8 protein-coding genes are annotated in these 13,001 nt (G+C 66.9%); 4 read left to right on the top strand and 4 right to left on the bottom strand.

The features are described 5' to 3' along the window. Window positions 1-85: 85 nt before the first annotated feature. The 4 genes from V6M50_RS03845 to V6M50_RS03830 all read right to left on the bottom strand — a co-directional run bounded on the left by V6M50_RS03845 (window position 86) and on the right by V6M50_RS03830 (window position 7,931). A complete protein-coding gene (locus V6M50_RS03845) occupies window positions 86-1,903 on the bottom strand; it encodes a tetratricopeptide repeat-containing sulfotransferase family protein (RefSeq protein ID WP_332817218.1) in 1,818 nt (605 codons plus the stop codon). Between the two features lie 204 nt (window positions 1,904-2,107). Further along, window positions 2,108-3,721, bottom strand: coding sequence for a DsbA family protein (locus tag V6M50_RS03840; protein ID WP_332817217.1), 1,614 nt, complete (start codon window positions 3,719-3,721; stop codon window positions 2,108-2,110). Between the two features lie 56 nt (window positions 3,722-3,777). Next, on the bottom strand, window positions 3,778-5,172 hold the full coding sequence (locus tag V6M50_RS03835; RefSeq protein ID WP_443030479.1) for a M48 family metalloprotease: 1,395 nt from the start codon (window positions 5,170-5,172) through the stop codon (window positions 3,778-3,780). An 89-nt stretch (window positions 5,173-5,261) separates the two neighbouring features. Then, window positions 5,262-7,931, bottom strand: a complete 2,670-nt coding sequence (locus V6M50_RS03830; RefSeq protein WP_332817216.1) for an Rne/Rng family ribonuclease — start codon at window positions 7,929-7,931, stop codon at window positions 5,262-5,264. 605 nt (window positions 7,932-8,536) lie between these two features. On the opposite strand from V6M50_RS03830, the gene V6M50_RS03825 reads away from it, so the two are divergent. From V6M50_RS03825 to V6M50_RS03810, 4 genes are all read left to right on the top strand, one after another. After that, window positions 8,537-9,811 (top strand): N-acetylmuramoyl-L-alanine amidase, encoded by a 1,275-nt coding sequence (locus V6M50_RS03825; RefSeq protein ID WP_443030478.1) that lies wholly within the window; start codon window positions 8,537-8,539, stop codon window positions 9,809-9,811. 104 nt (window positions 9,812-9,915) lie between these two features. Next, entirely contained in the window at window positions 9,916-11,169 is a 1,254-nt protein-coding gene (locus tag V6M50_RS03820; RefSeq protein WP_332817215.1) for a D-arabinono-1,4-lactone oxidase, read from the top strand. Continuing rightward, window positions 11,166-12,311: a DSD1 family PLP-dependent enzyme gene (locus V6M50_RS03815; RefSeq protein ID WP_332817214.1), complete on the top strand. Its 1,146-nt coding sequence runs from the start codon at window positions 11,166-11,168 to the stop codon at window positions 12,309-12,311. Before V6M50_RS03820 ends, V6M50_RS03815 begins: the two co-directional genes overlap by 4 nt. Beyond that, a complete protein-coding gene (locus V6M50_RS03810) occupies window positions 12,308-12,943 on the top strand; it encodes a TetR/AcrR family transcriptional regulator (protein WP_332817213.1) in 636 nt (211 codons plus the stop codon). Before V6M50_RS03815 ends, V6M50_RS03810 begins: the two co-directional genes overlap by 4 nt. The last annotated feature ends 58 nt before the right edge of the window (window positions 12,944-13,001 follow it).

Raw genomic sequence — 13,001 nt, 5'->3', positions numbered from 1 at the left:
GCAAGTCTTGTTGTCGGCGCGGGAGGGCGGTTGATCGAAAATGTCGAACGCTGTTGCCCAAAGGCAACGAATTTGCGCCGGCGCTTTAATCGAAATCGGCAGGAACGCCCGGATAGGCCTCCAGCACCGGGCCGAGCGCATCGCGGAGCGGCCCAAGCCATGCGCCATACGGCTGCCACTGCCCGACGCCGTCGCGATTGATCGGCCGGCGCACCTGCTCGCTCGACGCGGTGCGCACCGCGCGCGCGTTGGTGTGGAACGCCAGACACGCCTGCTCGAACGGCTGGTCCAGAAAAGCGAGCATCGCACGCACCTCGGCTTCGGGATCGTCGAGCAAGGCCTCGTGGATCACGCGGTGAACGCGGCCCGGCTGCACCGTGTCGATATGCGCCATCAGGCGGACATAGTCGCGGTAATAGGCGCCGATGTCGGCAAGGCCATAGCTGAACGCCTGCCCCTTCGCATAATGCTGGCGAAAGTTGGAAAAGCAGCAATCGAGCGGATGCCGCCGTGCGTCGATGATCTTGGCACCCGGCAGAATCAGGCGGATGAAGGCGGTGTAGAGCCAGTTGTTCGGCAGCTTGTCGATATAGAAGGGCTTGGCGGTCTTGCGCTGCACCGCGGTGCGCCGAAGGAAGGTTCTGCCCATCTCGGCAAGTTGTTCGGGCGGCGCTTCGGCCAGCGCTTCGATCCAGCGCCGCCCGTCGTCCTTCGTCTCGCGGCCGAGGCCGAGCGCGAGCGCGGGAATGTCGGGCAGCTCCATCGTCCCCTCGATCCCCGAGTGGCTGGCGAGGATCTGTTCGATCAGCGTCGATCCGGCGCGCGGCATGCCGAGGATGAAAATGGGATCGGGTGCCGGGTCGCCCGCGCCGGCGCGCGCTGCGAAGAAATCGGGGGTGCAGGCAGCGATGATCGCGTCGACCGTCGCGCTCGTCTCGGCGGCACGATAGCCGAGTTGGCCGGAGCGGATGCTATTGCCCGCGGCATAATGGCGAAAGGCGGGCTCATGCTCGCCCGCATCGTCATACGCCTTGCCGAGCGCGAAGTGCAGGTGCAGCCGGTCGTCGGCGTGCGCTTCGCCATGGGGTTCGGCGGCGACAAGCGCCGCTTCCATCGCCGTGCGGTCGCTGGCATCGAAGCGGATCGTCTTGAGGTTGGCGAGGCTCCACCAGATTTCGCCGAGCCCCGGATCGGCGGTGAGCGCGCGGCGATAGGCGGCGATGCTGTCGTCCTGCCGCCCGACCGTCTTCAGCATATGGCCATAGCTCATCCACAGCTTGGCATGATCGGGGAAGCGGCGGGCCAGCTCTTCATAAAGCGCGAGCGCTTCGTCATAACCGCCGATGCGGCCGAGCGCCGCGGCCTTGAGGTTCGCGTGCGCGGGATTGTCGGGATCGTCACCGAGCACCGCATCGAGCGTCTCGGCCGCCTCGGCGAAGCGGTTCTGCTTGTAAAAGACGGTCGCGAGATTGGCGCGCGCGGCGCCGAAACCCGGCGCGATCTGCAAGGCGCGCGACAGCAGTTTCTCGGCATCCTCATAACGGCCGATACGCCCCGCAACCTCGGCGAGCATGCGGATCGCCGCGACGTCGGTGGCATCCTCGCGAAGCCGCTGGCGCAACGCCGCTTCGGCGTCGGGCAGGCGGTCTTCGGCAAGCGCGAGCGCCGCCGCTATCATCCCTTTGTCGTGGATCGTCGCGCCGACGGCGGCGAGCGAGGCCGCTTGCGCCTCCGCTTCGCGGCCCATCGCGCGCAGGGCATGGGCGGCGAGCCGGTGCGCGGCGGCCGATGTCGGCACTGCCTCGATGATCGCTTGCGCCTGTGCCAGCGCCGCGCCCGGCTCTCCGTTCAGCAGGCGGCGGGCGTTGGCGAGCGCTTCATCATGGGTGACGGTGGTGGTCATTTGGCGAGAAAAAGGGCCGTGCCCTCCCCATTCGTCCGCCTTGAGGAGCCATTGAGCGCAGTCGAAATGGCGTCTCGAAGCCTGTCCTGAGCGCCTGCAAGGCAGTCGAAGGGGACGCTGGCGCGGCGCTTGATCCTTCGAGACGGGCCTTCGCCTCGGCTCAGTCCCTCCTCAGGACGAACGGAGGGAAAGTTCGCCATCTGTTCAGCTCTTCGCCGCCCGCGCCTTCGCAACGGCCTGCTTCAACCCGTCGTAGCCGATCTGGCCCTGGAACAGCTGGTTGCCGACGATCCATGTCGGGGTGGCATTGAGCTGTAACTGGGTCGCGATCGCGAGGTTGCTGTCGAGCTCGCGCTGGAACAGCGCCTCGTTCGCGGTCGCATCGGCGGTGCCGTCGGTGACCACGCCGACCTTGGCGGCGGCGGCGGCGATTGCCGCCTTGTCGAGCGAGCCCGCCGCAAACATCGCGTGGTGGAAGGCGTCATATTTGCCCTGCCGCGCCGCGGCGAGCGCCATCAGCGCGGCATCGCGGCTTTGCGGTGCGATGATCGGCAGTTCGCGGAACACAACCTTGACGCGCCGGTCCTCGCGGATCAGCCGGTCGACGTCGGGCACGCTCGCGCGGCAGAAACCGCAGGCATAATCGGTGAAGACGACCAGCGTGACGTCGCCGTCGGCATTGCCCGCCCACGCGCCGGCATAGGGTTTTTCGAGCGCGGGGCGGATCGCGTCGATCGCTTTGGCGATTTCGCCATTGCGCTGCGCTTCGAGCGCTTCGGGAATGATCTGCGGGTTCGCCTTGATGTAATCGGCAACGATCGTCTCGACTTCGCTCTTGCTCATCCCGCCGCCGAAGCGGCCGCCGAGCCAGAAGATCAGCGCGAGCAGGAGTATGCCGCCGAGGCCCATCGCCCATATGCGCGTGGACACGCCCTCCATCCCCATCCCCTTCACCTGCGGCAACCGCCCTGCCGACATGGCCTTGGTGCCCGCGGGCTTTTTCGCCGTCTGCTGGACGAGCGGCGAGCGGTCGTCGTCTTCTACTGCTGCTCTTGTCGCCGCCGGCTTGGCGGCCATCGGGATCGCTGCGTCACCCGCAAACAGCGGCAGGTCGGGCGCCGCCGGTTCGGTAGCCCGCGCGGCGGCTTCCTCGCGCGCGAGCAATTGTTCGAGGCCCGAGGGCGGCGGTGTCGGTTCCTCGCGCGGGCTGGGGCGCAGCTTGGTTGCGGCTTCGCCGATGCTGTCCCGGATGCTTCCCGTGCCGGCCTTGGCGATGTCGACCACGCCCGCCCTCGTCTTGTCGGCGACTTCGCCGAGCCCGCGCCCGGCTTCGCTCGACAGCTTCCGGGCCTTGTCGCCGAGCGCCATCTTGTCCCACGCTTCGCCGCTCGCCTTTGCCGCAGCGCGGCCTGCCTGCGCCGACCCGCGCCCGGCCGCGCGCGCGGCGCGCGCGGTCAACGCACCCGTCTTCGCTGCCAGTTCGCTCGCGCGGCGGGGAATCTCCATCGCCTCCACGCGTGCGGGAATGTCGGCGCGGTCACCGATGCGGATCGTCCATTCGGCAAAGGCGCTGCCGCCGTCGCGCAGCGCCTGCCACAGCCCGGCGGCGCCCGCCTTCAGCTGGCCCGATGTGACCACGGGTTTGCGTACAGGTTTTTCATCGGCCGAATAGCGCGAGAGGTCGATGCCGACGGGCGGCGTTTCGCGCGGTTTCGCCAGTCCTTCGTCGGGCGTCGCGGACGGCAGCGGGGCTGCGTCCGGCGTCGGCGCGGGATTGCGCAGCCATGGCTGGTAATAGTCGTCTTTTTTATCAGTCACTTGTTGCCCTTGCGCATCGATGTTGGCGATGCGTGCCCTAGTTCGTCAGCCCGAATCTAACGCCGTTTGCGCTCGCGTTCCACCTCGGCGCGAGCCACCAGCGAAATATCCTGTGCACGGATCCAGTCGGGCGACCCTTGGGTCAGGCCCTGCATCGCCATTTCGGCATTACGCAGCGCGAGCGCCGACTGTCCACCCTCCAGGCTGTAGCGTTCCGCCGAGGCGAGCGCGGCGCGCGCCTGATCGCCCTTGTTCGCATAGACGATGCCGAGCTGATACCAGGCGAAAGGGTTCTGGTTGTCGAGCGCGACCGCGGTTTTCAGCACCTCTTCGGCCTCGGCAAAATTGGCCGGATCCTCGGTCGCGATCAGTGCATGGCCGAGCGTCGCGCTGATCAGCGGCTGCGAGCGCGAGTTGATCACCGCCTTGCGGAGCGCCGGGATCGCTTCCTTGGGCCGCCCCGATTCGAGCAGCACCTGGCCTTCGAGTTCGAGGAAATAGGGATCGCTCGGATTGGTGGCGAGCAGGCCTTCGACCTCCGCCAGCGCTTTTTGCGGATAGGCGCTCTTGTGCCACGCATAGGCGCGCGCATAGCGCGCCGGAATGCTGGTGTTGCTTTCGGGGAATTTGCGCAGCGTGCGTTCGGGGTCGGTCATATAGCCCGACAGCTTGGCCTTGATGCGCTGGAACCGCTTTTCGATCGCGGGATCGGCGGGTTTGTTCCACGCCGGATCGATGACATAGACCTCGCGCAGTGTCTGGATACGATCGCCCGACATCGGGTGGGTGCGGCCATAGGCCTGATCGTCGTCCTGCTTCACCGCATAGCGGAATTCGAGATTCTGCAGTTTCTTGAAAAAGGCCAGGCTGCCGCGGCCGCTGATCCCCGCCTTCGACAGATATTGCGCGCCGGCGGCATCGGCGGTCGATTCCTGCACGCGCGTGAAAGCCAGAAACTTGCCAAGCGCGGCCTGCTGGCCGGCCATCATGATGCCCATTCCGGCTTCGCCGCCGCCCGCAGCAATCGCCGCGGCGCCGAGCAGCAGGCTGAGTAGCGAGATCCCCGTCGCCACCTTGGCGCCTTCGTTGACGCGGATCGCGTGGCCACCCATCACATGGCCGAGTTCGTGCGCGAGCACGCCCTGCACCTCTTCGGCGCTGTCGGCGGCCTCGATCAGCCCGCTGAACACATAGATGTCCTGGCTGCCGGCGACAAAGGCGTTGATGCTGCGATCGCCGAGCAGATGGACGCGCACCTGCCCCGGCTGGAGTCCCGCCGCGACGAGCAGCGGGTCCATCATGTCCTGGAACAGCGCCTCGGTCTCGGCGTCGCGCAGGATCGATTGCGCCATCGCGGGGCGCATCGCGATGGCGACCATCGCGAGCAATGTCAGCAGGATACGGAAAAGCGAACGCCAGGCGTCCGCCCGATAGGCAATCGACGGGGTCATCGCCGGGCTTCTTGCCCCGCGCGCCTGAACCTCAACTGAAGCCGGAAGGGCTTCGGCTGGGTCCGGGCGCGCGTGGGCAAGCGATCGGGTCAATTGCCGAACGTGCGCTGCCACCAGCCGCGACGCGGTTCGCCGTCGGGACCTACGCCGTCCTCGTCGCCATTGGCGGCGACCGGTTCGGCCTCGCGCGTCGTGGCGGCTTCGGGCGCTGCTTCGGCGGCGACGGCCTTTTTGGCGCGGCTCGCGCGCTTCTTGGGCGCCGGCTTGGCGGCCTCGGCTTCGGCTTCGGGTTCAGCCGCGGCTTCAACGACGGGCGCTGCTTCGACAGCTTCCACCACCGCTTCGGCGGCTTCGGCTTCGGCGGCAGCTTTGGTCTTGCGCGGCGCGCGCTTGCGCTTCGGCTTTTCCTCGGCAGCCTGGGCTTCCTCGGCGACCGGCTCGGCGGCTTCGGCCTCTACCGGTGCAACCGCTTCGGCTTCGGCGATTTCGCCATCGACGCTGTCGGCGGCATCGATCTTGGGCTTGCGGCCACGGCCACCGCGGCGGCGACGCGGCTTGGCTTCGGTTTCCCCGGCCTCCACGGCTTCGCTCTCGACTTCGGCCGGCGCGGCCGCGCCTTCGCCCTCGTCGGCCGCTTCGCCGTCGGCGCCCTGATCTTCGGCGCTTTCGGGGATTTCATTGCCTTCCTCGTCGCGGCGGCCGCGGCGGCCACGACGGCGGCGGCGGCGACGCTTGCGGCCTTCGCCGTCGGTGTCGCTATCGGCATCCTCGCGGGCGCGTTCGCGCGGACGCGCGGGACGATCTTCGGCGGCTTCCTCCGCGGCCTCTTCCTCTTCCTCGTCCTCGGGGAAGTCGTCGTCCTCGTCATCCTCGATCGGGGCGATCGGGGCAAAGCTGCGGCGTGCGATCGGCGGCGGGCCGCTAACCTCGACCGCCATGCGCGCGCCCTCGGTCTCGCCGTCGGGCAGGATTTCGACCGTGACGCCGTAGAGTTCCTCGATCTCGCGCAGTTCGCGGCGCTTTTCGTTGAGGAGGTAGAAGGTCGCTTCCTGGCTCGCGCGCAGGGTGATCTTGTTGCCCTTGCCGCGTGCCGCTTCTTCTTCGATCAGGCGCAACGCCGACAGGCCCGCCGACGAGGCGGTGCGGACAAGCCCGGTGCCTTCGCAATGCGGGCACGGACGCGTCGATGCCTCGAGCACGCCGGTGCGCAGGCGCTGGCGGCTCATCTCCATCAGGCCAAAGCCCGAGATGCGCCCGACCTGGATGCGCGCGCGGTCATTCTTCAGCGCATCCTTCATCGCGCGTTCGACCTTACGGACGTTCGAGCCATGATCCATGTCGATGAAGTCGATCACGACCAGCCCCGCCATGTCGCGCAGGCGCAGCTGGCGGGCGATTTCGTGCGCCGCCTCGAGGTTGGTGCTGAGCGCGGTCTGCTCGATATTATGTTCGCGCGTCGAGCGGCCCGAGTTGATGTCGATCGACACCAGCGCCTCGGTCGGGTTGATCACCAGATAACCGCCCGATTTCAGCTGGACGACGGGGTTGAGCATCCCCGCAAGCTGGTCTTCGACGCCGTAGCGCTGATAGAGCGAGACCGGGTCGGCATATTGCTTCACGCGCCGCGCGTGGCTCGGCATCAGCAGCTTCATGAACTGCTTCGCGGCCTTGTAGCCCTCGTCGCCCTCGACGAGCACTTCCTCGATGTCTTTATGATAAATATCGCGGATGGCGCGCTTCACCAGGTCGCTGTCCGAATGGACCAGCGCCGGTGCGCTCGATTCGAGCGTCTTTTGGCGAATTTCGTCCCACAGGCGGGCGAGATAGTCGAAGTCGCGCTTGATCTCGACCTTGGTGCGGCTCATCCCGGCGGTGCGGACGATGCAGCCCATCGTCGGCGGCAGCGCGAGCTCGTCGATCATCGCTTTCAGCTTGCGGCGATCGGCGCCGTTCGAAATCTTCCGGCTGATGCCGCCGCCGTGCATCGTGTTCGGCATCAGCACGCAATAGCGGCCGGCGAGCGACAGATAGGTGGTGAGCGCGGCGCCCTTGTTGCCGCGTTCTTCCTTGACGACCTGGACCAGCATCACCTGGCGGCGACGGATGACGTCCTGGATCTTGTAGCGGCGGCGCAGCGACATGCGGTTTTCGCCATCTTCGTCGTCGCCCCGGCGGCCACGTCCGCGGCCACCCTTGCGGTTGTTGTTGCCGCGTCCGCGCCCACGGCCCCGGCGGTCGCCGCGGCCATCCCCGGCTCCTTCTGAGCCTTCCTCGGAGCCTTCGCCGCCCTCTTCGCCATTCTCGGCGTCGCCCCTGTCGTCGCCGTCATCACGGTCGTCGCGATCATCACGGTCGTCGTCGCGATCGGCGCGGCTGTCGCCATTCTCGTCTTCGTCGTGATATTCGACGTCGGCGACATCGCCTTCGAGCTCGTCGAGGTCTTCCTCGGCGCGCATCGCGGCTTCGGCGGCGTGCTCGGCCTCTTCGCGGAGCAAGGCTTCGCGGTCTTCCTTCGGAATCTGGTAATAGTCGGGGTGGATTTCGCTAAAGGCGAGGAAACCGTGGCGGTTGCCGCCATATTCGACGAACGCCGCCTGCAGCGACGGTTCGACACGGGTTACCTTGGCCAGATAGATATTGCCCTTGAGCTGCTTATGCTCGGCGGACTCGAAATCAAACTCCTCGATGCGGTTTCCCTTGGTGACGGCGACCCGGGTTTCTTCCCGGTGCCGCGCGTCGATCAACATGCGCGTGGTCATTATAAACACTCCAAGCGCGCCTTGGCGCGCCATCAAAAAATCCCGCAAACCTCCCGAAAGGGCGGCCGCGGCGGATACGGGTGAAAAGAAAAAAGACGTTATTGCCGCGAGCGGCCTGCGTCCGGTCCTGGACGCGCATGCGGTCCTCATGTCCGGCGACAGCCGGGGCGAAAGCGCCCGCGTCGCGGAATGAAGAGGGCATGGCAAGCCTCATGCGGCATCAACCTGTTACGGGGTGAGCGGGCGGGCAGGGCGGGCGTCTGACGATCGCCCCGACTGTCCGGTCAACCGGGTGGACTGACGGCAGGTCGTCCTTCCCCGCATATCCGGCACCAAGGCGGCCATGTTCCGCGGATTTGCGGAGCAGGCCTTCCCCTCAAAAGGCCGGACGGCACCGGGAACGACACCGTCAGTGATGGCGTGCTAGCATCGGCATGCCCCGACGGCAACCACAACCACCGCACAAAGATAGGATGGCGCGGACGTGTTGCAATTATGCCGATGGCGCGGCTGATATTGAATCAGCCGTTAACCTTGCCGGTTGACGGCGGTTTGACGGGCGATGGCTAACGGATGGTTCACGACTTTCCGCCGCCGGAGGCCTCATGTTTTCGAATAAGCACTGGACCATCGTCAGGCCATGGCGGCATAGAAGCGCCATGGGGCTGTGCTTCGTCCTGATGGCCATGATCTGGAACCCCGCGGCGGCGCTGGCGGGCCAGATCGGCGCGATCGAAATCCGCGATTCCGAAATCACCCTGCGTTTCGACGATCTGGTTGCGGGCGCCTCGACCTTTCTGCTTGCAGGGCCCGACCGCATCGCGCTCGACATTGCGGGGGCGGAGACCGGGCGCTCGCCCCAAGCAGCCAATGCGCGCGCGGGGCTGGTGCGCGCCGTGCGCCAGGGCCAGCCGGGACCCGGCACCGCGCGCATCGTGCTCGACCTCGCGCAGCCGGCGGTGCTGGCGGGTGCGCGCTTCGCCGCCGACGGCCGCAGCCTGACCTTCCAGTTGCGTCCGGTCTCGGCGAACGAGTTCGAGCGTGCGTCGCGCGGACCGCGCACTTTATTGCAGCCGCCCGCGGGCTTCCGTGCCAAGCCGCCCGAAAAACGCTACAGCGTGACCGTCCCGATCGGCAAACCGAAGCCCGCGGTGCAGCTTCCGCGCATCGAAGGCCCCGACAACAGCCGTCTGCCGCTGGTGGTAATCGATGCCGGGCACGGCGGGCATGACCCCGGCGCGATTAGCCCGCACAGCGGCAAGCGCGAGAAGGACATCACCCTCGCGCTCGCCCGCGCGATCCGCGCCGATCTGCTCGCCTCGGGCCGCGTGCGCGTCGCGCTGACACGTGCCGACGACCGCTATCTGGTGCTCGAGGAACGCTTCGGCATCGCGCGGCGGCTGAAGGCCGACCTGTTCATTTCGGTCCACGCCGATGCGGCCGAAAATGAAAGCGCGAGCGGCGCGTCGGTCTACACGCTGTCCGAAGTCGCGTCCGACCGCGAGGCGGCGCGGCTCGCGGCGCGCGAGAACAAGGCGAATATCATCAACGGCGTCGACCTGGGGGCGCATAGCGGCGATGTGTCGTCGATCCTGCTCGACCTCACCCTGCGCGAAACGATGAATGTCGCGTCCGACTTTGCCCGGCTGCTTCAGCGCGAGGCCAGCGAGACGGTCAAGTTCCGCACCAATGCGCACCGCTTCGCGTCGTTCGTGGTGCTGAAGGCGCCCGATACGCCGTCGGTCCTGTTCGAAACCGGCTTCATCTCGAACAAGGAAGATAGCGAATTCCTCGCCTCGGCGGCGGGCCAGAAAAAGGTCGCGCGCGGGGTGCGCGACGCGGTGCAGATCCATTTCGCGCGGCGGGTCGCGGCGCGTTGACACCGTGCCTCCCTATCTTTCGCCGGAATGACGAAGTTTAAAAGTTAGTCTTGACTAACTTTTCTGGTGCGGACAGCGTACCGGGCTGGCTTCGGGAGATGGTCATGAGCTGGAGCAACTGGTCGGGCAGCGTCACCGCGGCCGCTTCGATCGCGCGCCCGCATAGCGAGGACGAGCTGGCGATGCTCGTTCGCAGCGCCCACAGGCTGCGCGCGACCGGTGCCGGGCACAGCTTCATGCCTTTGTGCGAATCGGACGAACTGATCCTCAGCCTCGAGGATATGGCAGGCGAAATCCGTATCGCCGCCGACCGCCGCACCGCACGCATCCCCGCCGGCTGGAGCATCCGCCGGCTGACCGCGGCGCTGTGGGAGGAGGGGCTGGCGCTCGCCAACCAGGGCGATGTGAACCCGCAGTCGCTTGCCGGCGCGATGGCGACGGGCACCCACGGCACCGGAAACGAGCTCGGCTCGCTGTCGACCTTTGCGCGCGGTTTCCGGCTGGTCGGCGCCGATGGCGAGGCGCATTGGTGCGATGTCGACACCAACGCCGACCTCTATCAGGCGCAGCGCCTGTCGCTTGGCCTGTTCGGCATCGCGACCGAGATCGACGTCGCGGTCGTCCCCGCCTTCCATCTCGCCGAACGGATCGAAAAGCGCCGCTGGGCCGAGGTGCGCGAGAGCTATGACGAACTGACCCGGCAGCACCGCCATGTCGAATTCTGGTTCTTTCCGCACAGCGACGATGTGATTCTGAAGACGCTCGACCTGTGCGATCCGTGCGACCCGCCTCCGACCACGACCGACATCGAGGAAGCGACCTTTCGCCGTATCCTCGGCATCTCGGCGCGCTTGCCGTTTCTCACGCCGCTTCTTCAGCGCCTGATGATGCGAAGCGGTATTTCAGGCCGTCGTCGCGGCCCGGCGCACAGCATCTTTCCGTCCGACCGCAATATACGGTTCGAGGAGATGGAATATGAAATGCCGCGCGGCGCCGGGCTCGAAACGCTGGACGAAATCGTCGGCTGGATCCGGCGCAGGCGCCTGCCCGTCACCTTTCCCTTCGAATATCGCGTCGTCGCGGGTGACGATATATGGATGAGCCCGATGAACGCCGGACCCGTCGCCGCCATTTCGATGCACCAATATGCGAAGATGCCGTGGCGCGCGCTGTTCGCCGACGCCGAGACGATCTTTCGCGCCCATGGCGGCCGGCCGCATTGGGCTAAGCGCCACAGGCTGAGCCGCGCCGACGTCGATGCGCTCTATCCGCTGGTCGGTCGCTATCGCGCCGTCCGCGCCGCCGCCGACCCGCAAGGCAAGTTCCTGAACCCGCATCTGGAGACATTGTTCGTATGACGACCGACCGTGATTTGCACGACCATCTGATCGGCCAGCAAGGCTCGCGCGCCGACCTCAACACCCCGGTGCTTGTCCTCGATGTCGAGGCGCTTGACCGCAATATTCAGCGGATGGCTGCGCTGACGGTCCATCACGGCGTCGCACTGCGTCCGCACGCCAAGACGCACAAGAGCGTCGATATTGCGCGGCGCCAGAAAAAGGCCGGGGCGGTGGGGGTCTGTTGCGCCAAGATCGGCGAGGCCGAGGTCCTTGCCGAAGGCGGGATCGCGGGCATCCTCATCACCTCGCCCGTTGCCGCACCCGCTGCGCTCGATCGCCTCGCGAAGCTTGCGATGCATGCCGAAGGGTTGATGGCGGTCGTCGATCATCCGGGCGTGACGGCGCGATTGCAGGCGGCGCTCGCGGCGGCGGAAGCGCGGCTCGATGTCATCATCGACATCGACCCCGGGATTGCGCGCACCGGTGTTGCATCGGCCGAAGCCGCGGTCGCCTTGGCGCAGGCCATCGCCGCCGCTCCCAACCTCCAATATCGCGGCGTGCAATTCTACTGCGGGTCGCAGCAGCATATCGAAAATTACGCCGAACGCCGCGCCGCGATCGTCGAGCGCACCGCCTATCTGCAGGAGGTGATCGCGGCGCTGACCGCCGCGGGCTTCGCGCCCGACATCGTCACCGGGTCGGGCACCGGCACCCACCGCATCGACCTCGAACTCAGCGTCTTCACCGAGCTGCAGGCGGGCAGCTATATCTTCATGGACAAGCAATATCTCGATTGCGACATCGCCGATGGCGGCGAGCCGCCGTTCGAGGTCGCGCTGGCGGTCGATTCGCGCGTCGTCAGCGCCAACCACAGCGGCCTCGTCACCATCGACGCCGGGTATAAATCGCTGTCGACCGATGGCGGCGTCGCGGTGGTCCAGCGCGGCGCGCCCGAAACGGCGTTCTTTGCTTTCATGGGCGACGAGCATGCGGCGCTGATCGCGCCCGACATCGGGATTGAGCTCGCTCCCGGCGATCCGGTCAGCCTGACGGTGCCGCACTGCGACCCGACGGTGAATCTCTATGATTCCTACCATGTCGTCGCGGGCGATACGCTGGTCGGTATCTGGCCGGTCAGCGCACGCGGTCGTGCGCGGTGACCGTCGCTGCGCCCCCTGCTGTCAGGCGCCCGCCGCAGCAGGACCGCGCGCGCCAGACCCGCGACCGGCTGCTCGACGTTGCCGGCGATTTGCTGGCCGAGGTCGGGCTCGAGCGGATTTCGACGAATATGATCGCCGCGCGCGCCGGGCTGACGCCCCCGGCGCTCTATCGCTATTTCGGCGACAAATATGCGGTCCTGGAGGCGTTGGGGCGGCGGCTGATGGCGCGTCAGAATGCAGTGCTCGAAAGCTGGATCGCCCGCCATGCGCCCACGGGGATCGCCGCCATGGCCGACCATATCGGCGATCTCCTGGCCGAAAACGCCGCGGTGACGCGCGCCGAGCCGGGGGCGGTGTGGATATTGCGTGCGCTCCACGCCTCGCCGCGGCTCGTCCATATCCGGCTCGAATCGCATCGGCACGTGACCGACCGGCTTGCCGATGCTTGCGCGCCGCATCTCTCTGCGATCGATCGCGCCGCGCTGTGGTCGCGGCTGCGGCTGGCGGTCGAGCTTGGTTTCGCCGCCGACGAAATGCTCTACGAGGAGGACCGTGTTTCGACCGATATAGTGCTTGCCGAAGTCGCCGCGATGCTGCGCGCGGCGCTGCTCGACCTGACGGGAAACGAGTAGTCGCGCGCCTCGCCGCAAGCACGCTTCCCTTTCGACGATACAGGCTTTAGAGGCGGGG

This window comes from Sphingopyxis sp. (assembly GCF_036675685.1).
GTDB lineage: Bacteria > Pseudomonadota > Alphaproteobacteria > Sphingomonadales > Sphingomonadaceae > Sphingopyxis.
This window is presented reverse-complemented; position numbering and strand designations above follow the sequence as displayed.